Annotated in this window: 18 protein-coding genes and 1 tRNA gene; 6 read left to right on the top strand and 13 right to left on the bottom strand. The window is 45.8% G+C overall.

What is annotated here, in order from left to right:
* Nucleotides 1-138: 138 nt before the first annotated feature.
* Nucleotides 139-1,515 (top strand): Na+/H+ antiporter NhaC family protein, encoded by a 1,377-nt coding sequence (locus MASE_RS02150; protein ID WP_014948115.1) that lies wholly within the window; start codon nt 139-141, stop codon nt 1,513-1,515.
* A gap of 76 nt (nt 1,516-1,591) precedes the next feature.
* A complete protein-coding gene (ggt, locus tag MASE_RS02145) occupies nt 1,592-3,310 on the top strand; it encodes a gamma-glutamyltransferase (RefSeq protein WP_014948114.1) in 1,719 nt (572 codons plus the stop codon).
* A gap of 100 nt (nt 3,311-3,410) precedes the next feature.
* Here the strand turns inward: ggt and MASE_RS02140 are convergent, their stop codons facing one another.
* Nucleotides 3,411-3,881 (bottom strand): LabA-like NYN domain-containing protein, encoded by a 471-nt coding sequence (locus MASE_RS02140; protein WP_014948113.1) that lies wholly within the window; start codon nt 3,879-3,881, stop codon nt 3,411-3,413.
* Nucleotides 3,882-3,958: 77 nt separating this feature from the next.
* Between MASE_RS02140 and MASE_RS02135 the strand changes: the two genes are divergently transcribed.
* Nucleotides 3,959-4,678: a PepSY domain-containing protein gene (locus tag MASE_RS02135; protein ID WP_041693355.1), complete on the top strand. Its 720-nt coding sequence runs from the start codon at nt 3,959-3,961 to the stop codon at nt 4,676-4,678.
* A 52-nt stretch (nt 4,679-4,730) separates the two neighbouring features.
* On the opposite strand, the gene MASE_RS02130 is transcribed toward MASE_RS02135, so the two are convergent.
* The 5 genes from MASE_RS02130 to MASE_RS02110 form a co-directional block, all read right to left on the bottom strand.
* Nucleotides 4,731-5,147, bottom strand: a complete 417-nt coding sequence (locus MASE_RS02130; protein ID WP_014948111.1) for a VOC family protein — start codon at nt 5,145-5,147, stop codon at nt 4,731-4,733.
* Nucleotides 5,148-5,158: 11 nt separating this feature from the next.
* Entirely contained in the window at nt 5,159-6,565 is a 1,407-nt protein-coding gene (locus MASE_RS02125; RefSeq protein WP_014948110.1) for an aldehyde dehydrogenase family protein, read from the bottom strand.
* Nucleotides 6,566-6,881: 316 nt separating this feature from the next.
* Nucleotides 6,882-8,180 carry an adenylosuccinate synthase gene (locus MASE_RS02120; RefSeq protein ID WP_014948109.1) on the bottom strand — a complete coding sequence of 433 codons (1,299 nt, stop codon included), beginning with the start codon at nt 8,178-8,180 and terminating at the stop codon, nt 6,882-6,884.
* Nucleotides 8,181-8,684: 504 nt separating this feature from the next.
* Nucleotides 8,685-8,867 carry a DUF2065 domain-containing protein gene (locus MASE_RS02115; RefSeq protein ID WP_014948108.1) on the bottom strand — a complete coding sequence of 61 codons (183 nt, stop codon included), beginning with the start codon at nt 8,865-8,867 and terminating at the stop codon, nt 8,685-8,687.
* 56 nt (nt 8,868-8,923) lie between these two features.
* Nucleotides 8,924-10,102, bottom strand: a complete 1,179-nt coding sequence (locus MASE_RS02110) for an aminotransferase class V-fold PLP-dependent enzyme (RefSeq protein WP_014948107.1) — start codon at nt 10,100-10,102, stop codon at nt 8,924-8,926.
* Nucleotides 10,103-10,366: 264 nt separating this feature from the next.
* Between MASE_RS02110 and MASE_RS02105 the strand changes: the two genes are divergently transcribed.
* Nucleotides 10,367-10,795: a hypothetical protein gene (locus MASE_RS02105; protein ID WP_014948106.1), complete on the top strand. Its 429-nt coding sequence runs from the start codon at nt 10,367-10,369 to the stop codon at nt 10,793-10,795.
* 153 nt (nt 10,796-10,948) lie between these two features.
* Here MASE_RS02105 and trxA read toward each other — a convergent pair whose 3' ends face one another.
* Nucleotides 10,949-11,818 (bottom strand): thioredoxin, encoded by an 870-nt coding sequence (trxA, locus tag MASE_RS02100; protein ID WP_014948105.1) that lies wholly within the window; start codon nt 11,816-11,818, stop codon nt 10,949-10,951.
* Between the two features lie 287 nt (nt 11,819-12,105).
* On the opposite strand from trxA, the gene MASE_RS02095 reads away from it, so the two are divergent.
* Together MASE_RS02095 and MASE_RS02090 are read left to right on the top strand one after the other, a co-directional pair.
* Nucleotides 12,106-12,438: an Mpo1-like protein gene (locus MASE_RS02095; RefSeq protein WP_014948104.1), complete on the top strand. Its 333-nt coding sequence runs from the start codon at nt 12,106-12,108 to the stop codon at nt 12,436-12,438.
* Nucleotides 12,439-12,720: 282 nt separating this feature from the next.
* Nucleotides 12,721-14,829, top strand: coding sequence for a S9 family peptidase (locus MASE_RS02090; protein WP_014948103.1), 2,109 nt, complete (start codon nt 12,721-12,723; stop codon nt 14,827-14,829).
* A 200-nt stretch (nt 14,830-15,029) separates the two neighbouring features.
* Here MASE_RS02090 and MASE_RS02085 read toward each other — a convergent pair whose 3' ends face one another.
* The 6 genes from MASE_RS02085 to purE all read right to left on the bottom strand — a co-directional run bounded on the left by MASE_RS02085 (nt 15,030) and on the right by purE (nt 19,441).
* Nucleotides 15,030-16,211, bottom strand: a complete 1,182-nt coding sequence (locus tag MASE_RS02085) for a PQQ-dependent sugar dehydrogenase (protein ID WP_014948102.1) — start codon at nt 16,209-16,211, stop codon at nt 15,030-15,032.
* Nucleotides 16,212-16,405: 194 nt separating this feature from the next.
* Nucleotides 16,406-16,879, bottom strand: a complete 474-nt coding sequence (locus MASE_RS02080) for a Dps family protein (RefSeq protein ID WP_014948101.1) — start codon at nt 16,877-16,879, stop codon at nt 16,406-16,408.
* Nucleotides 16,880-17,065: 186 nt separating this feature from the next.
* Nucleotides 17,066-17,611: a copper chaperone PCu(A)C gene (locus MASE_RS02075; RefSeq protein WP_014948100.1), complete on the bottom strand. Its 546-nt coding sequence runs from the start codon at nt 17,609-17,611 to the stop codon at nt 17,066-17,068.
* 66 nt (nt 17,612-17,677) lie between these two features.
* Nucleotides 17,678-17,753 (bottom strand) — tRNA-Thr (locus tag MASE_RS02070).
* A 60-nt stretch (nt 17,754-17,813) separates the two neighbouring features.
* A complete protein-coding gene (locus tag MASE_RS02065; RefSeq protein WP_014948099.1) occupies nt 17,814-18,950 on the bottom strand; it encodes a 5-(carboxyamino)imidazole ribonucleotide synthase in 1,137 nt (378 codons plus the stop codon).
* Nucleotides 18,947-19,441 carry a 5-(carboxyamino)imidazole ribonucleotide mutase gene (gene purE / locus MASE_RS02060; RefSeq protein ID WP_014948098.1) on the bottom strand — a complete coding sequence of 165 codons (495 nt, stop codon included), beginning with the start codon at nt 19,439-19,441 and terminating at the stop codon, nt 18,947-18,949. The genes MASE_RS02065 and purE overlap by 4 nt, the downstream gene beginning before the upstream one ends.
* Nucleotides 19,442-19,712: the final 271 nt, after the last annotated feature.

The raw sequence follows: 19,712 nt of genomic DNA, 5'->3' as shown, positions 1-19,712 counted from the left end.
AAGCATGTTCGCCAACTTTGAACTGCAATCACACATTCTCTTACGCAAATAGACATACCTATAGGGCAAGTAGAGCGTAGTAACTTATCAAAGCTCAACAAGTCCTAGGCACACATAAATTTAAGTTTGGAAAGAAGTATGGATTGGATGTCAGTCATCCCCCCTCTTGTGGCTATTGCCGTCGTCTTTTGGAAAAAAGAAGTCATACTCGCATTAGCGCTGGCTGTTTTGTGCGCGGAAGCGTTAATTTTGGTAAATGCTGATATCGCTAGCAGCTATATGGCGCCCATTAATGCCATAGAGCGCGTGGTTGATACCGCCGCGAGTCCGGGCAATACACGGGTGCTTATTTTCTCTGTACTAGTGGGCGCGTTGCTCGCATTTATACGTGACTCTGGCGGAGTAACGGCAACGGTCAACTTTCTAGTAAACAAAGGGGTAGCGAAGAGTCGCAAACAAGTTGGCGGCTTGACCATGTTCACTGGCATCGCTGTATTCATAGAATCAAACTTAAGTGTGCTCACTGCCGGCATATTCGCCCGAGGTCTGTTTGACCGTTTCGGCATGAGCCGCGCGCGCTTAGCCTACATCATCGACTCCACCAGCGCGCCCGTTTGCATTTTGATTTTATTGAACGGCTGGGGGGCATTTATACTCAGCCTGCTCGATGCATACGAGCTACCAGCTTCGTCAGCCTCAATTTTATGGGGCAGCGTATTTTTTAACTTTTACGCTATCTTCACCTTACTTATTGTGGCCTACACTATTTCCGCTGACAAAGTGCACGGCCCCATGGCTGAGGAAGAAAAAGCACTCACGCATGTAGAGGTTAACCAAACTACGGAACCTGCCACCAAGGCACGTTTTATGTTGGTACCGCTAATAATAATGGTATTAAGCATGGTTGGCTTCATGTTCTGGACAGGTAATGGGGTATTGTCTGAAGGCAGCGGGAGCAAATCTGTACTTTACGCTACTGCTTTAGCCACTGCCATTGCCTATGGCCAGCTCTTAATCCACAAACGTTTTACCCACAAGGAAGCGGTAGAAATTGGTTTTAAAGGGATGGGTGAACTACTTCCTCTAGTAACCATAGTGTTACTGTCGTTAACCTTAGGCAATAGCCTTAAGGTGCTTGGAACGGGCGTGTTTGTCGCGGGCATAGTGGGAGAGTATCTTCCTTTAGTGCTTATTGTTCCCATGCTATTTATTGCCGGAGCGATCATGTCGTTTACCACAGGCACGTCATGGGGCACATTCGCCATCCTAATTCCTATTGGTGTGCCGTTGATTCAAAGTTTAGGGTTACCCCCTTCACTGGTCATTGGCGCTATTTTGGGGGGCGGCATATTTGGCGATCACTGTTCACCTATTTCCGACACTACTGCCGTATCTTCGCTAGCAGCAGGTACTGACGTATTAACGCACGTTAAAACTCAGTTTCCCTACGCACTATTTGCGGGCGCACTTACGCTTATTGCCTATTTTGTAGCAAGCTTGATCATGCTTGGTTAATGCCGTTGATTAAAGCTTGCTGGAAGTCAGTTGCTAATCGCAAAGGTTTAGCAATGTCTGTAACAAGGAGTTTGTAATGAAAAAGCGGATAGCTAACGTCGGGTTTATCTCGGTAATAGTGGCATTTATTTCAGTAGTGGCAGCATGTTCCCATGCGCCAAATCCCCCTGTTGATAGTGCTAGCAACAATACAGTAGGGCTTAGCCAACAGGCCGTTGCCATGCCTGACAGCTACAGTGCCGATGCTGCAATGCAGGTACTCCAAGAAGGTGGTAACGCAATTGACGCTGCTATTACGGCACAGTTTGTCTTGGCTGTTACTCTACCTGAGGCGGGCAACGTAGGCGGTGGCGGCTTTATGACAATAAAGTTTGAAGATAACACCGACTTTTTAGATTACCGTGAAATGGCACCTGAAAATGCGCATCGCGATATGTATCTTGACGAGCAAGGTGACGTAAAACCGTACGAGTCTTTGTTTGGGGCTAAAGCGTCTGGCATTCCTGGTACCGTTGCTGGTATGTGGGCCGCGCATAAAAAATACGGCACATTGGATTGGGAGCGTCTACTCGCACCAGCCGTTGATTTGGCCGAGCAAGGTTTTGTGGTTCACGAGAAGCTGGCCAATAACATTGATCACTATATTGAGCGTACCAAAGAAGCAGCTATCAATAACAACTTTAGCGAGTATTTTGCACACGCTAAAGCAGGCACTACCTTCAAACAGCCAGAGCTAGCGAAAACGCTTAAAGCTATTCAGCAACAGGGAAAGGATGGCTTTTATAAAGGCGATGTAGCAAAGCATATTGTTGATTTTATGCAGCAAAACGGCGGACTTATTACCTATGAAGACTTACTGGCTTACAAAGCAGTGTGGCGCAAACCTCTTCACCTAAACTGGCAAGGTTATGAGCTGGTGACCGCACCTCCTCCAAGCTCTGGTGGTGTTGCCGTTGCCCAGTGGATTGGCATGCTAGAAGCCTATGACGCAACGCACGACTTGCCAGCGCAAAACAGTACTGAATACATTCACGTTATGTCTGAAATAGGTAAGCGCGTGTTTGCCGACCGCGCTGAATACATGGGCGATCCTGACTTTGTTAGTGTTCCGGTAAAAGCGCTTACTGACGCTAACTATATTACTCAACGCGCAGCAGATATTCAGCCTACCAGTATTTCTGATACCCCAAGCGTTAAGCCTGGTTTAAAAGAAAGCGAAGATACAACACACTTCTCCATTATGGACAGATGGGGTAACGCGGTTGCCAATACAACGACCATCAACCTTACGTTTGGTAGCGGTGTTGTTGTGACTGGCGCTGGCTTTTTGTTGAATGATGAAATGGACGATTTTAGTGCTAAGCCTGGCGTGCCTAACTTCTTTGGCGCAGTGGGTGGTGAGGCGAATGCTATTGAACCTTACAAGCGCATGCTGTCTTCTATGACGCCAACGCTGGTCACTAAAGACGACCAAGTGGTACTGGTAACAGGCTCTCCTGGCGGCACTACCATTATTTCGTCAGTAACTCAGTCGCTATTGAATGCCCTGCTTTACGATATGAGCGCTGAAGAGGCCGTGAACTCACCACGTTTTCATCACCAGCTATTGCCCAAAGACACCATTCGTATGCACGACGGGTTTACAGAGGCAACGGTAAATGAGCTTAAAGCAATGGGCTATACCATAGATAACCGTCGCTTTGGTGATGTGCATTTAATTAAGCGTACTAAAGAGGGTGTAGAAGCCGCATCTGAAAAAAGCGGACGAGGTAAGAGCCTAGTACAACCATATTAGTACAGCCTTATCAGCACAGGGCTGTTAGCTGAGCCACATTAGCGGAGGTTTGGGGGCTCAGCGTGATTAGTTCAGCCTTGAACAAAGTACAAGCTGAAAACTACAACAACAGCGTGGCGTCGATAGGCACGTACTTAGACGCCACTTTTTGAATACTTTCAGCCGTTAATGCAGGAACACCGTACACCGTTACGGTTTTCCCTTTTGCTTTAAGGGCGTTTACAAGAATATCGAAATCGCCGTCGCCCGACACCAAAATGATCTCATCAACATCGTCGGCGTGTTCAAGTGCATCTACTGTTATACCTACATCCCAATCACCTTTCGCCGAGCCGTCAGCACGTTGAATGAAAGGCTTTAACTTTACTTCAAACCCAATAGCACGAAGAATGTTTTGAAATTCACGTTGCTTGCTGTCACCCCTGTCTATGGCGTATGCAAAAGCATGTGCTATGTCTAAATTGTAGGTAAGTTCACGCCAAAACTGGTTGTAATTAAAGTTACGTTTGTACGCCTGACGGCAGGTGTAATACACATTTTGTACGTCTACCAGCACTAATGCTTTATTCAAAACCGCCCTCTTCTTCGGTTTACTCGGTTATTGTTTTCTGATGTTATAGCCTTTTGATAATAAAACCAAAAAACCTGATGATGAAATTTATGCGCAAAGCGCACAACTACCTGGGCTTAATACTGTTCATTCAAATTGGTCTATGGTTCTTAAGTGGTCTGGTTATGGCGTGGTTACCTATCGATGAAGTAAGAGGCAACCACTTAAAACACGCCGTCACTACGTCGTGGCACAACGTTACGGTTACCCCTTCAGACATTTTGCGCCACCACAGTAGCGCTGCCGTACTTTCACTTACTCACCGTATAAATGAAGTAGACCATGCTGACCCAAACACGCTTGATGCTATTCCTGTTTATCATGTCGTGGATGACAACATTGCCTATCGCTACAGCGCATTAACAGGTGAAGCTTTGCAAACCATGCAAGAAAGCGCTATTCGTAAAGCAGCAAAAGGGCAATACGCAGGTACTGGCGATATTGGTGAGACCCGGCTATTAAGCGTGTTGCCTCAAGAAGTGCAAAACCTGTCTGCGCCATTATGGCAGGTAAACTTCGATGACGACCTAAATTCGCGGTTTTATATCGACCCAAACACTGGCAGTGTTCTGCGCGTACGTACCGACACATGGCGGCTGTTTGATTTTATGTGGATGTTGCACATAATGGATTACAAGGACAGAAGTAACTTTAACACGCCGTGGTTAATTGCTTTTTCGGGCAGCGCCTTTTTGTTCACCCTTACAGGTGTTGCGCTTTTATATAAGCGCTTCAAACCAAAAAAGAAGAAGCGCTAGCCTAGTATCAGGCAGCTCTTTGATGTACGGCAAAGAGCAACTGCCCCCATTATTATGAAGCGAAAAGCTGAGAAATATCGGCGAACGCTTTGAACTCTAACGCGTTGCCGAAAGGGTCTTTGAAAAACATGGTGGCTTGTTCACCCGGCTTACCTTTAAAACGAATGTAAGGTGCGATAACAAACTCGGTATCGGCAGCCTCTAATTTACTTGCCAGTGCTTGCCAATCGTCCATGGTTAGCACAACGCCAAAGTGCGGCACCGGCACAGCATGATCGTCTACCCCGTTATGTGAAGGTGGCGACGGCATAGCCTCTACACAGTGGGTCACTAATTGATGGCCAAAGAAGTTCCAATCTATCCACTGGGTGTCACTACGGCCCTTTTCACAACCCAACAACTCACCGTAGAACGCTTCTGCGTCGGTTAAATTAGTGACCGGAATGGCAAGATGAAAAGGTTGAACCATGAAAACTCCTGTTATAAAAACTTCTTAAGCAACGACAGCTTAAACTTAGAAAACGGTGCATAACGAAAGAACACGTCGAGGGCGAATGAACGTTTCATTACCGTTTTAATATGGCTGAATGTATCAAAACCTGCTTGGCCATGATAGCTACCCATGCCGCTATTTCCTACGCCACCAAACGGCAACTCAGGGTTAGTCATAAACAGCATAGTGTCGTTAGTACACACACTGCCTGAACTGGTTTTGCTGATAATATTATCAAGCACATCGTCCTTATCACTAAATGCATAAAGTGCGAGTGGCTTAGGCCTGCTGTTCACAAACTTAATGCCCGCCTCCATGTTGTCAACAGTGATAATAGGTAGAATAGGGCCGAAGATCTCTTCTTTCATTAGCGGGCTATCTAGCGATGGCTCCAGTACAAGGGTAGGCGCCATTGCTGGACGAGATTCATCTAGCTCGCCGCCATACACCACATTGACGTTTTCAAGGTAACTTTCAAGACGCTTTAAGTGACGATGATTAACAATATTGCCGTAATCTCGTGACGATAAAGGTGCTTTGCCGTATTGCTTTTTCAGCTCTTTTTTAACCGCATCAATAAGCTTTTGCTCAAAGCCCTTTTCAACAATGACATAGTCAGGCGCAATACAAGTTTGGCCCGCATTCATCCATTTACCCCACACTAAACGGCGCGCGGTGACAGCAAGGTTTGTGTTTTTATCAACAAAACAGGGACTCTTACCGCCAAGCTCAAGGGTTACTGGCGTTAAATGTTTGGCCGCGGCGCTCATGACAATTTTGCCCACCACTTCACCACCGGTGTAAAAAATATGGTCCCATTTGCAGGCAAGTAGCGCCGTCGCTTCATCTTTACCGCCTTCTATTACGGCAACGCATGAATTATCCATATATTGGGGGATAAGCTTAGCCACCAGCGACGAGGTTTCTTCAGCCAATTCAGAGGGTTTCAATACCGCACAGTTGCCCGCAGCAATAGCGGCGATATAAGGGGCAAGCAATAACTGAAGCGGATAATTCCACGCTCCGATAATAAGCACAGTGCCAAGTGGCTCAGGCTTGCGAAAGCTCTTACCTGGCCATGCCACCATGGGCGTTGATACTTTGCGTGGCTTTGCCCATTTATCCAAATGCTTAAGCGTATGCTTGATATCAGAAAGCAGAAACCCTTGTTCCGCTACCATGGCTTCGGTCTTACATTTGCCCAGGTCATTTTTAAGGGCCTGCAAAATGTCGTGCTGGTTGTCTTTCAGTAAAGTTTCTAATGCTTTTAACTGGCTTTTACGCCACTCCAAGGACTGGGTTTTCCCTGTATCGAAACTGTCGTTAAGCTTGTGAACAACGTCAACGAAACACACGCCAGTTTCCACTGCGTGAAGAGAAGGTCTATTTGGCATAAGAAGGCTCCGATAGCATAACACCCACTGCAACAATTCTATGGCTCATCTTAAGATTGTTGTCGGGCAAAGCAGCGCAATAATTAACTGATACTATCTTATATTAATAGGGATGTTCGAAGACAACGCAACTAAATTGTTAATTAATGTTTAATGAGCTCGTATTTTAGGTGCAAGTGGCTGACGTTACACTTAAGAAGTATAAACAGTTAACGTTGAAGCAATAACAAAATTATATAAAAGTAAAAAGTCGAAAAATTACAAACAAAAAAGCCCAGTAAACACTGGGCTTTTAAACATATTTAATGTGAAACTATTACGCGTCGTATGGGCTGCGTAAAACGATAGTTTCGTTTCTGTCAGGGCCTGTTGAAACGATATCAACCGGCACACCTGTTAGCTCTTCAAGACGCTTAATGTAGTTTTTCGCTGCTTGTGGAAGCGCTTCAAACTCAGTTACACCAAAGGTGTTGTCTGTCCAGCCCGGCATTTCTTCATAAACTGGGGTTACTTTTTCGTAACCGTCAGCCGCCATAGGTGGAACGTCTTTCACGTTACCGTCTGCATCTTTGTAGCCTACACAAATTTGAAGGCTTTCAAGACCGTCTAGTACGTCAAGCTTGGTTAAGCAGAAACCTGTAATAGAGTTAATTTGTACTGCGCGTTTCATCGCAACTGCATCGAACCAACCTGTACGGCGCTTACGGCCTGTAGTTGCGCCAAACTCGTGACCTTTAACACCTAAGTGTTGGCCTACTTCACATTCTAGTTCAGTAGGGAAAGGACCTGAGCCTACACGCGTAGTGTATGCTTTAACAATACCCAGTACGTAATCTAGCTTAAGTGGGCCAAAGCCAGCACCCGTTGCTACACCACCAACGGTAGTGTTTGACGACGTAACATAAGGATAAGTACCGTGATCGATGTCTAGAAGTGTACCTTGTGCACCTTCAAACATAATAGGCAAGCCAGCATTGTGTGCTTTGTCTAGTTCGTCAGTTACATCAACAACCATTGCTTTAAGAATGTCAGCAACTTCCATTGCACCTTTTAAGGTTTCATCAAAGTCTACTGCTTCTTCGCCATAGTACTGCGTAAGCGTGAAGTTATGCACGTCTAGCACTTCTTTCAGCTTTGCTGCGAAGTCTTCTGCATTAAACAAGTCGCCAACGCGTAATCCACGACGGGCTACTTTATCTTCATACGCTGGACCGATACCACGACCCGTTGTACCAATTGCTTTTGCGCCGCGGGCTTTTTCGCGCGCTACGTCTAGTGCAATGTGATAAGGAAGAATAAGCGGACAAGCTTCACTAATCTTTAATCGCTCGCGCACTGGAACGCCACGCTCTTCAAGCATAGTCATTTCTTTCATTAGTGCGTCAGGGCTTAGCACAACACCGTTACCAATAATACAGGTAACATTATCGCGTAGGATGCCTGATGGGATTAAGTGAAGTACGGTTTTTTCACCGTCGATTACTAGAGTGTGACCTGCATTGTGTCCGCCTTGGTAACGAACAACATATTTTGCGCGATCAGTGAGTAGGTCTACGACCTTGCCTTTACCCTCGTCACCCCATTGAGTGCCGAGTACCACAACGTTCTTTGCCATGAATCATATGTGTAAGAAAATTAGGCGGGGATTCTACAAAATTCTAGGGCAAGGATCATCTCTTTTTCGAACAAAAATACGACTATTTTATTTTTATTTTTGAAATCACAAAGATGACCCACTGCCGCTCGAGCCTTTTTGAAATAAGGCTTGGCTTCTTATTTTTCAGCACAAACATTCTAAGACGCTAATTTTTAAAGCTTTCTAAACATTACCTGGTAAAAAAGCTGAACAGACGGTCTATCGCAGTCTGCGCTATGCCCCATTTATATAACGTTTTGCTATTATTCGCGGGCATTGGATGCTTAAAAGCTAATGAGGTATTCAAAGGGCTGAAAATATACCTCTGAATGTTGAATACAGGTTTAAGAGCACACTTTTCAGTCAACGGTAAAGTCGCGCTCCTTTTCGTACTATGTATTATGGTAAAGCGTGTGGCAGTGTTTGATGAGTTCCGTTTTCACACCGCTTCACGCCTCTTAATGCCTAGATCTGGGCGCTAACTCAACTGAAATAAAACAGCAGTAGTGCGCCTATTATCACAAGGGTTCCGCCAATTTGACGCAGTTGATTGCTGGGCTGTTGGCTTATCTGAAGTAAATAATTGCGCCATTTATTAGGAAAAAGAAGCGGCCCTATTCCTTCTATAATAAGTACCAACGCTAAAGCGGGTAGTAGCCACTCCATAAAACTATCCTTAAATAAGTGTGACGTTAATATTTACGTATGTTTAAAGCAACGACTTACGCTTTCTGATTCAGTGCGGTTAAATCAATGTACTCAGGGGTGTGGTACAGACCAAAACCAAACCGTAAGCGGTTTCCTCTAAAATCGGTAAGGATATGGTGCTCTTTAAGCGCTGAAGCAAGGGCTTTTGTTTCATCGGCACTATCTAATTCAAAGGTAAGGAAATGCCCTCGGTTTGCTTCATCACTTACTGCTAGATGTTTTTCGTTTAGCAAGGGATGGTTGCAGGTAGCAAGTTTCTCTAGAAATGTGCGCTGCATGCCCATTACGTATTCGTTAACTGTAGCGACATCAATGCCATTGTCGTCGAACATACGAAGCACGGCTCTTAATCTGTAGAGCGCGGTAAAATCCATCGTCGCACCGGCAAAGCGCATTCCATCTAGGCTATATTGAACGCTGTCTTTGCCGCCAACCTTGCGAGGCTTATCTAGCTCGCCAAACTCTGCAAACCAGCCAGTATATGCGGGTCTTAGCTCACAGCCCACGGGTACGTGCGCAAAACATGCCCCCTCTCCTGCCTGAGCATATTTGTAACTACCGGCAAGATAAAAGGCTCGGTGGGCAATGTTCGCTATATCGGTAGGCTTTGCCATAAACCCGTGATAGCCATCAACCACAATAAGGGTATTGTCGTTAGTTACGCTATTTACGATATCTGTGACATCGTTCACCACGTATCCGGAATTAAAAAACACCTGACTAAAGAAAACCAGCTCGGGATCGTGTTCGGCGATGGCAGCCTTAAAGCGCGACGCAAACGTATAGTAGGGTTTAGTAGGTACGGTAATAAGTTCTATCGCACCCTGCTCTTGCATCCTAGTCGCTTGGCGCTGAAAACTGTGAAACTCGCTGTCTGTCGACACTACTTTATAAGGCGCAGCACTATCGATGCAGCTCATTACGCGATAAAGCAGCTCATGGGTATTGGGCGCAAAAACGATTTGCTGTGGTGCTCCAGTGTTCAGTATGTTGCTAATGCGCTGCTGTAGCTCTGGCACCAAAGTTTGGAAGAAATATCCCCACTTTTCGTCAACATACTTAGCGCTGTCATCCCAGTAGTTGAGCATTGCATCACGCGTGCAGTCGGGCCAAAAGTAGTGGCTGTGACATGCATAATGCTGTTTACCTTTGTTCGCATTAAGAAAACCCGTATAAAAATGCTGATATGCCATGCTCTATTGCCCAATATAAAAACTGCGTAAACCCTATCAAATTTCTACCTTTTTCGCATGAATCTGCGCCTGCAACAAAACATTTATTTACAAATTAAGTGTAAATTGTTTTGCCCAAATCGACGTGCTTAGTGATATTTCTTATATAAACACAACTACAGCAAATTTTAAGAACTCTGCTATACCCTATAGAGGCAAGATGTTTTTGTTAGCCGAGTTAGCAAGCTCCGTCTGTTCCACGCAGACAAACATTAAAGGTATTTTATGCGTTTTCCTAAATACGGAAATTATTCATTGGATGTCTCAGGTAACGTACTTGAGGTGTTTGCAACCGGGGCGTGGAACCTGAAAACGACAGAGTTTTTTATAGAAGAAATGCATGAACTTATTGCTAAGTTCGACAATAAGCCTTGGGCTGCCCTAATGGACGGACGCCGCTGGGTGCTTTCTACGCCTGAATGCCAAACCCGTTTAGCAGAAGCAATAAAGGTGAACATTTCGCGAGGGCTCACACGCTCAGCTTACGTGCTGGATACCGGAATGGTTAGGCGGGCCCAATTAGAACGAACCCACCCATCTAAGCACCGTGACGCTGAATCAGCTAACTACGAGCGCGATTATTTTCAAAAGTATTTCGAAGCACTTAATTGGCTGCACAAAGAGGGGTTCTCCCCTATTCTCTCGCCTAAATAAATACAGCAATCGAAGTAGAAATACACACGGTGACATTCGTCAGCATGCGTTCTCCTTCACCTGCAAGTACCAGCACGAACCTCGTACAGTCAATTTATCAAAGTCAGACTCGACTCATTGTCCCCTACGACAGCCGCTAAAATGCTGACGTTGTTAGTACAATAAGCTATAAACTTTTCGGCGGTATTCCGACTTCAACGGGTCGCCGTCGGCAAGCGCATTCACCATATCCATCATCAGCTTTCTGGCGTCGCCAAACCCAAGTTCTTTCTTTAACACACTATAAAGAAGCTCTAGTGCATCTTGTGCTTTGTTCGCTTGCTGCAACTGTACCGCTAAATCAACTTTAAGCTGCAAGTCGTCTGGATTCGCTTCTACCGCTGCTTGAAGCTGACGAATTTCAGGAGTGTCGGCGGCTTGTTCTGCCAATTCAATTTTTCCCGCTAAGCTCTTATAGCGAGAGTCTTGATCCACCAGCTTAATTTCTTCCAATAACGCTTTGGCTGTATCGATAGATCCGGTCTCGATATAGCAATCAATAAGCATATATTTAGCGTTTACGTTATCTGGGTTAAGCGCTAGGGCTTCTTTAGCTGCGGGCAGTGCCTCTGCATAATCACCTTGCTGAATCGCTTTGCCAGCAGTGGCAAGTAGATCGTCTTCAGGATTAGGCAAATATTTAGCGAGCATTTCGCGAATTTGCTGCTCAGGTTGCACACCCGCAAAGCCGTCAACAGGCTGACCATTTTGCACCACCATCACCGTTGGTAGACTTCTAATACCAAACTGTGCAGCGACTTCTTGCTGGGCTTCGCAGTCTACTTTAGCCAGGATCAAGTGCTGGCTATATTCACCCGCCAGCTTTTCCAAAATAGGCATAAGGTCTTTACAGGGCTCGCACCAATCTGCCCAAAAATCGATTAGCACCAGCTTATCTTGCGACGCTTCAATGATGATTTGTTGAAAGTTTTCTACCGTAATATCTACGATGGTTGCTTGGCTATTCGCAACGAGATTTTCCATAACGCAGGCCTTTAATTTCTTGTATTGAGAGGAATATGGGGCAGACGGCCTGAAATTACAAGGTTAAGGTAGGCTATCTTTGGTCACGCGCCTTGCACTAGGAAGCGCTTCTTAATTCGCCACTTTGTTGGATTTGTGCCAGTGAGCACGCATGTTTGCAAAAACTCATTCTCTTTTTGTCGTATTCACGACGATCTATTTCAGAATAGAATGTTAACGTAGTGTAAAACACTGCTACTAAGTCACTCTACTTCTATAAAATACATGCTTATGGCCGAGAGGGTTTTATGTCTACACAAACAAGCGCTGACACGCATTTTGCTTCATTCAAAGAGTTTTACCCGTTTTATTTAAATGAACATAGAGATAGTACATGCCGCACGCTTCATTTTATCGGCTCGTGGCTGGTTCTCGGCGTTATAGCACTAGCAGTATTTATGGCGAGTTGGTCGCTACTGTGGTTTATTCCGCTAGTAGGTTACGGTTTCGCTTGGGTAGGTCATTTCTTCTTTGAGAAAAATCGCCCTGCAACATTTAAACACCCGCTTTACAGCCTAATGGGCGACTGGGTCATGTTTAAAGATATTCTTGTAGGCAAAATTAGCCTTAAAGGCGAGTAAAGCTCAAATGGCTTAAAGGACGGCCAGCCCTCTATTAATAATGACAACCACCATTGCTTGCGCCCTGCGTTGTTAAACGTTGCGCTTAATGTTGGATATGTACTTTTAACGGACAATCCAGCCTCTTCACCGCACGCACTTTACATAAAAGAAACGAAAGCGATATGGTTAGAGACAACGTTCGCAGGTTGCTACATTTGCGCTAGGATTTACGCTAGGCACACGACAGCGAACATTCTACCTATCGCGCTCAGCGCAAAAACAATAACAAAAGGAACAACTATGTTTGCGTCTCGTTTCGCCTTTCGACCAGTACGAAAAGGCTTATGTGTTACCTCGACTGCATTATCACTATTGGTTTTAGGTATAAGTCAGGCCAATGCATTGCAGGAATCTGCCTCTGATTCGACTAGCTTAAATGCGCTGACATACGATGACACCTTTAACTTAGAATTTGTGGCCAACCCACAGTTTCTTAATAAGGATACGGTAATTTATTCTCGTCAGAGCATGGATATCATGACTGACGGAAGACAAAGCCGACTTTGGCAAGTAAATATTAAATCCGGTGAGCATCGCCCGTTTATTGGTGTAGATGAAAACTTGTCACAGGCTACCTTATCGCCCAACGGTAAAATGGTGGCATATACAAAATCGGTCAACGGCCGCGCACAAATCCATCTCTATTACTTAGATACCATGCAGTCTGTGCGCTTGACCAACACCGGCGAAGCACCTCGTCAGTTAACCTGGTCTCATGACAGCAAAACCTTAGCCTTCACCCAGTTTACCGAAGAAAAGCAAAAGCCATTGTTTACCGGCATGCCGAGCAAGCCTAAAGGAGCAAAGTGGGCTGACCAAGGCACCTATATTGATGCGGTGCAGTATAGAGGTGACGGAAGAGGCTACTTGCGTGAAGGCTTTGACCAGATATTTGTTCTGCCTGTTGAAGGCGGTACGCCGCGTCAATTAACAACTGGAAAATTCCCTAGCGGCGGTACCCTTTCTTTCTCTAAAGAGAATGACTGGATTTACTTCGCCACACCACAACGAGAAGACTACGCGCTACACCCTTTGTTTAGCGACATCTATAAAGTGAATGTGAACACTGCGGCAGTTGAACAAGTTACCGATATCGAAGGGCCTGAAGGTAGACCAACCTTGAGTCCCGACGGAAAATACCTTGCATTTACTCAGCTCAACGACAGAAAGCTTTCTTATCAGAATGGCGACCTTGTGGTACTTGAGCTTGAAAGTGGGGACATCACCCATTTAACTACGTCACTAGATAGAAGCTTAGGCAAATTTGAGTGGCGCAAAGACAGCCGAGGATTAATCTTTTCTTACCTTGATCATGGCGAAACTAAACTTGCTGCAGTGAGCCTGAAAGGGGATGTGAAACCTATCGACGTTAGCATAGGTGGACAAGCGTTTGGACGCCCTTACACGTCGGGCGACTTCGCAGTTAGTGATAAAGGCGACATTGTTTACACCACGGCAAGCCGTACTGTGCCTGGCGACCTGGCGCTTTATAGAAAAGGCAAAGACGATACGCAACTTACCGATTTAAACAGCGACGCACTTGGTCATAAAACGCTGGCAGAAGTACAAGATCTTTCCGTAGTATCAAGTGTGGACGAGCTACCTATCGACGCATGGATTGCATTGCCACCAGGATTTGATAGCAGCAAAAAATACCCGCTAATTTTAGAAATTCATGGCGGCCCACATGCAGCCTACGGCCCTCACTTTGCCATGGAAATTCAGCTAATGGCCGCGCAAGGTTATGTCGTGGTATGGGCTAACCCAAGGGGCAGCAGCTCTTACGGTGAAGACTTTGGTAATTTGATCCACCATAACTACCCATCAGAAGATTATAACGACCTAATGGATGTGGTAGACGCGGTTGTTAAGCAAGGCTATATAGATTCAGAGAATCTGTTTATTACTGGCGGCTCAGGCGGCGGAACCCTTACCGCATGGTCCATTGGTAAAACAGACCGCTTTAGTGCAGCTGTTGTGGCGAAGCCGGTTATTAACTGGATGAGCTTTTCATTGACTGCCGACGCATACCCGTACTTTAGCAACTACTGGATGGCAGATATGCCGTGGACTATTGCGGATAAACTCTGGCAGCGTAGCCCTTTAAGCTTAGTGGGCAACGTAGTAACACCCACTATGCTGCTAACCGGTGAAGCCGATCACCGTACGCCAATTAGCGAGACAGAGCAGTATTATCAAGCGTTGAAGTTACAAGGTGTCGATGCTGCAATGGTGCGAATTCCAGGGGCTTCACACGGCATTGCAAGCCGCCCTTCTCGCTTAATACAGAAAGTAGGAAATATTGTGGCGTGGTTTGAACGCTACAAGAAGAATAACGACGGCGAATAAGTCAATACGAGACCCGATGTCCTTATAAATAAAAAAGGCGCTTACTTCATTTTACAATAACAATGAAGCGGCGCCTTTTCTCATTCTACGTCTTATACCAGAATTTGAAAGGGAACAGCCATTCCTGCATTCCCACGCTTCGCTATGAAGCTTGCCAGCGCCTTCTGAGTGAGCACTTATCTATGCGGACTGGTATTATGCTATTTGGTTAGCTTTAATACTTTGCCGTTCGGTGCATCGGTCAGTAAGTAAATGGCACCTTCTGGGCCAACTTCAACGTCGCGAATACGGGCGTGATTGTCACGAACATATTCAAACTGCTCTGCGGGCTTTCCATCTTCTACTTTTATGCGACGAAGGTGAGTAAACTTCAACGACCCCACCAGTACATCCCCGTTCCATTCTTTGAACATTTCACCTTGGTAGAACGTTAGGCCGCTTGGCGCAATTGATGGGTCCCAATACACCCAAGGCTGCTTCATGCCATCCATATGGGTTTTGTCGCTGATAATGTCGCCACTATAGTCAACACCATAGGTAATCACAGGCCAACCGTAGTTTGCACCGCGTTCAAGGATATTGATTTCATCACCACCTTTCGGGCCATGCTCCATCGCCCATACCGCACCAGTTTCAGGATGAATAGTAACGCCTTGCACGTTGCGGTGACCATAGCTGAATATTTCAGGGGCTTTGCCGTCTGTGAATGGGTTATCTTCTACTGCGCTGCCGTCACGGTTTATGCGTGCAATTTTACCGAAGTGGTTATCGGTGTTCTGCGCTTCTTTCATGTACTTGTAGCGGTCGCCCATGGTGATGTACAAGTGCTTTTTAGCATCGAACGCTAAACGACAGCCAAAGTGAAAGCCGTTATCGACAACTGAGTCGGCACTAAAGATAACGTCAACATTTTCAAGGCCTGAGTCGGTAAGCTTAGCCTTTGCAACACTGCTACTGCTGCCCGGCTTGCCCTCAACCTCACTCGCTTTGCTGTAACAGAAGTAGATAGTGTTGTTGCTGGCAAAATCCGGGTCGATAGCGATGTCCAACATACCACCTTGGTTTTGCGCAACCACCTTAGGCACATTACCTAGACGTCCTGACAACTTACCGTCTTTTGATAAACGCTGAATGCCACCTTCACGTTCCGTAACTAGCAGATCGCCATTTGGCAAAAATGCCATTCCCCAAGGATGAACAAGCCCTTCAGCGAGCGTGGTTACGGTAATATCGCTGTCGGTGATTTCATGCGCTTCGCCATGTTTATGATCTCCGTGAGCTAAAGCGGAGTGGCTGATCGTAAGCGCCAATACACAAGTAAGTGACTGCGCTAGCGCGCTCACAGGTTTGAATGGTACAGCTAAAATAGTTGATGGTTTCATCGCTAGGAGCCTCATTTTAAAAAGCCGTGTGCGCGTTCACACAGGCTTCTTCTATTATTCTTAGTGGAAGGCAGTATACAAAAAAGGGCACAGCGCTGCTGTACCCTTTGTAATAATTTTACTTGCTTATGCGATAAAGGTGACTGGCCGATTAAGCCTATGTTAAATCACTGTCACCGCACTTATGTAGCGATTTACTTCGGTAATGTTGCACGAAGCATCCACGCAGTTTTTTCATGAACGCGCATACGATCGCCAATTAACGCTGCAGATGACTCATCGTCTGCGTCTTGCGCTAGCTTTAACGATTCACGGCAGGTTTTCACAACTTGCTCATGACCGTGAGTTAACAATCTCACCATTTCCGTCGCTTCAGGTACACCTTCCACTTCTTCAATTGAACTAAGCTCAGCGAACGACTTATATGTGCCCGGTGCAGCTACACCTAGAGTACGAATACGCTCTGCAATTTCGTCTACCGCTTCGGCAAGCTCTGTGTAATGCTCTTCGAACATTAGGTGCAATTCACGGAACTGCGGACCTTCTACATTCCAGTGAAAATTATGCGTTTGAAGGTACAAAGTGTAAGAGTCGGCCAATAGCTTTTTAAGACCTTCTGCTACTGCGTTACGATCGCTCTCAGAAATACCAATATCAATCTTGCTCATGTCACACTCCTTAACGTTAAAACCCTTTTTAGATTTACCTTCAGTCCATTCATCGGCGCTGAAAAATCTTGGTTTAAATAATATAAGTTAATAGTACTACAGAAATTTTGATTTAGATTAACGGTTTAGTTGATTGCATTCATCGCATTAATCGATGACTTTATACATTCTGCCTCAGCCACTCTATTAATGGTGGTGATGGTGGCTTTCGCCCGCTTCTTTTTTAACAGGTAGCAAAACCGGTAGTTCACTCCCATCGCTAAATGTGAGGGTTAGTGCTACTTCGCTGCCCTCTTCTAATCCTTTGGTCAGCCCCATCAACATGATATGACGGCCGCCTGATTCAAAAGAGGCCATTTCGCCCGCTTTTATTATAACGCCGTCAGTTAGCTCACGCATTTTCATCACGTCTTCCTCCATCACCGTTGTGTGGATTTGCGCTTCACTTGCTACATCGCTTGATACTGAAACAGACGTCAGTGTTTTATCGCTGTCACCATGATTATGCAAAGTAAAGTACACTGCGCCGGTTTTTGCCAAAGCAAAGGTCGCTCTGGCATAACCATTCATTACCATTACTTCTGATTGCTTACTGGCGTGCTTGTGCTGCTCTTTTGGCATGTGATGGTTATCATGGTCATTGCCATGCGCGTAAATAGTCGCAGACATGCTTAAAGAAAATAAGCCAGTTACGATAACTAACGGTTTAAGTGATTTGGAAAAAAATGACATACAGTCTGCTCCGAATGAATACTCGTAAGCAAGTGTACGTAAGATTGGCATAGGAAAAAAGAAAAATGGTGCCGACTGCCGGAATCGAACTGGCGACCTACTGATTACAAGTCAGTTGCTCTACCAACTGAGCTAAGTCGGCACACTTTAAAAACCGCTGCCTAGACAGCGGATGCGTATTCTAGCGATAAACGCGTGGGTGTCAACCTTTTAATCGCGTTGCTTCACCAACTAATTTTGGGAAGTACTCAAGCGGTAAATATTTGCTCAATGCCATGAGCTTTTCACCCAAGCTTCCATAACTATTCGTGGTGACATTGATGTGTCCCATCTTGCGCTTTTCACGAACAGATTTTCCGTACCAGTGAAGATGACTACCATCGATGCTTAGCAAATCGCGCGAGAAGCTGCTGCAACCAATAATGTTGACCATAGCGCTTGGGCCAATGGCTGACGTGTCACCAAGAGGCAATCCACAGACTGCACGTAAGTGATTTTCAAACTGGCTGGTTACAGCGCCCGACTGGCTCCAGTGCCCGGAGTTATGTACACGAGGAGCAAGTTCGTTTACAAGTAGCTTGTCGCCTACTTGGAATAGTTCCACAGCCAGCACACCGACGTAGTTCATACCCTCAGCAAGTTTCACAAAAATATCGTGAGCCTGGGCCTGAAGTGCATCATCAACGTTAGTCGCTGGTGCAACCGACACGTGAAGTTGACCTTGGTGATGCAAATTCTCAGCAAGTGGATAGGTGCGTACGTCGCCATTAGCATTGCGTACACCGATTAATGACAACTCTCTGTCGAAAGCCACCATTTTTTCAACCACTAAAGGCACGGTCTGCAAATCTAATCCCTGAAGGGCATTTTTTAGTTCAGGTAAGTCAGCCTCATCACTTAGACGCCATTGACCATATCCGTCATAGCCATCGCGGCTAGCCTTAAGAATAAGTTTGCTACCCAACTGCTTTACGCAATCGTCTAACTGGGCAAGGTCGGTAACTATTTGGTGCTCACAATTTGCCACCTGCATGCTTTCAAGCAGCTTTTTCTCACGTACGCGATCGGCGCCAACGAGAATGCTGTCGATATTTGGCATCAACTTGTTTGTTTTCGCCGCGTCTTCAAGAAGCCTTTCAGGTACATGTTCAAATTCTACGGTAAGAGCATCTGCACCTTCTAATGCTTGAGCAAGTGAGATTTCAAGAGGGGTTTTGCTAACTGGATGTACAACGGTATCGTTGTTTACATCCACAGCTTGAACGTCAATACCTAACGGGCTACCCGCCAGGTACATCATTTGAGCAAGTTGGCCTGCGCCGTAAACGACTACTCTCATTCATCTAGCTCCAACGTATTGCTTGAAGCAAGTACCGTATCAGTTTGCGATTTTCTAAAAGCGATAACGGCATTGCGTACGCTTTCGTCTTGCAGCGCAACAACTTGTGCCGCGAGAAGACCCGCATTTGCTGCACCAGCCTCACCTATTGCCAGTGTACCTACCGCAACGCCTTTCGGCATTTGAACGATAGAAAGCAGTGAGTCTAATCCGTTGAGCGCTTTTGATTTAACCGGGCAGCCAAACACAGGTAAATGCGTGTGTGCAGCAATCATACCCGGTAAGTGAGCTGCGCCGCCTGCGCCAGCAATGATTGCGCTAAAACCTTCATCTGCAGCGCTTTCTGCAAACTCTACTAGCAAGTTGGGTGTACGGTGCGCCGACACCACCTTCGCTTCAAATTCAACACCAAACGACTTCAGCATTTTTGCGGCCTGCTGCATAGTAGGCCAGTCTGAAGTTGAACCCATTACAATCGCGACTTTTGCCATCTAGAGATCCTCGGGGTAGGTAAAGTGGACAACCTTGGAAAGGCCGCGATTGTAGCGTAAAACCGTTCAAAATCCCACCGTAAATGGCGTCAATTATAGCGCCACTCGCTTAAGGGTTGTTGAGGCTACTCTCTTATAAGGGTGATCTATCTCTTCGCTGTCAGTCGTATTAACTATAATTAATTTATGTAGAAAAGTTGCCTGACTACACGGATTAACGAACGCTTTTATTTCCACATTTTGCGACGTTGACCATGAACGGGCGTTAGAG

This window comes from Alteromonas macleodii ATCC 27126, assembly GCF_000172635.2.
In the GTDB taxonomy this organism is placed as follows: domain Bacteria; phylum Pseudomonadota; class Gammaproteobacteria; order Enterobacterales; family Alteromonadaceae; genus Alteromonas; species Alteromonas macleodii.
The sequence above is the reverse complement of the archived record's forward strand: the minus strand, read 5'-3'. Positions and strand labels throughout refer to the sequence as shown.

What these genes read in the sequence shown, in the direction of transcription:
- MASE_RS02120 (WP_014948109.1), bottom strand. Translation starts at nt 8,180, where the DNA reads ATGGCAAAGAACGTTGTGGTACTCGGCACTCAATGGGGTGACGAGGGT.
- MASE_RS02065 (WP_014948099.1), bottom strand. Translation starts at nt 18,950, where the DNA reads ATGAGAGTAGTCGTTTACGGCGCAGGCCAACTTGCTCAAATGATGTAC.
- MASE_RS02085 (WP_014948102.1), bottom strand. Translation starts at nt 16,211, where the DNA reads ATGAAACCATCAACTATTTTAGCTGTACCATTCAAACCTGTGAGCGCG.
- MASE_RS02110 (WP_014948107.1), bottom strand. Translation starts at nt 10,102, where the DNA reads ATGGCATATCAGCATTTTTATACGGGTTTTCTTAATGCGAACAAAGGT.
- MASE_RS02125 (WP_014948110.1), bottom strand. Translation starts at nt 6,565, where the DNA reads ATGCCAAATAGACCTTCTCTTCACGCAGTGGAAACTGGCGTGTGTTTC.
- MASE_RS02105 (WP_014948106.1), top strand. Translation starts at nt 10,367, where the DNA reads ATGCGTTTTCCTAAATACGGAAATTATTCATTGGATGTCTCAGGTAAC.
- MASE_RS02075 (WP_014948100.1), bottom strand. Translation starts at nt 17,611, where the DNA reads ATGTCATTTTTTTCCAAATCACTTAAACCGTTAGTTATCGTAACTGGC.
- MASE_RS02150 (WP_014948115.1), top strand. Translation starts at nt 139, where the DNA reads ATGGATTGGATGTCAGTCATCCCCCCTCTTGTGGCTATTGCCGTCGTC.
- MASE_RS02080 (WP_014948101.1), bottom strand. Translation starts at nt 16,879, where the DNA reads ATGAGCAAGATTGATATTGGTATTTCTGAGAGCGATCGTAACGCAGTA.
- trxA (WP_014948105.1), bottom strand. Translation starts at nt 11,818, where the DNA reads ATGGAAAATCTCGTTGCGAATAGCCAAGCAACCATCGTAGATATTACG.
- MASE_RS02115 (WP_014948108.1), bottom strand. Translation starts at nt 8,867, where the DNA reads ATGGAGTGGCTACTACCCGCTTTAGCGTTGGTACTTATTATAGAAGGA.
- purE (WP_014948098.1), bottom strand. Translation starts at nt 19,441, where the DNA reads ATGGCAAAAGTCGCGATTGTAATGGGTTCAACTTCAGACTGGCCTACT.
- MASE_RS02095 (WP_014948104.1), top strand. Translation starts at nt 12,106, where the DNA reads ATGTCTACACAAACAAGCGCTGACACGCATTTTGCTTCATTCAAAGAG.
- MASE_RS02135 (WP_041693355.1), top strand. Translation starts at nt 3,959, where the DNA reads ATGATGAAATTTATGCGCAAAGCGCACAACTACCTGGGCTTAATACTG.
- MASE_RS02130 (WP_014948111.1), bottom strand. Translation starts at nt 5,147, where the DNA reads ATGGTTCAACCTTTTCATCTTGCCATTCCGGTCACTAATTTAACCGAC.
- MASE_RS02090 (WP_014948103.1), top strand. Translation starts at nt 12,721, where the DNA reads ATGTTTGCGTCTCGTTTCGCCTTTCGACCAGTACGAAAAGGCTTATGT.
- ggt (WP_014948114.1), top strand. Translation starts at nt 1,592, where the DNA reads ATGAAAAAGCGGATAGCTAACGTCGGGTTTATCTCGGTAATAGTGGCA.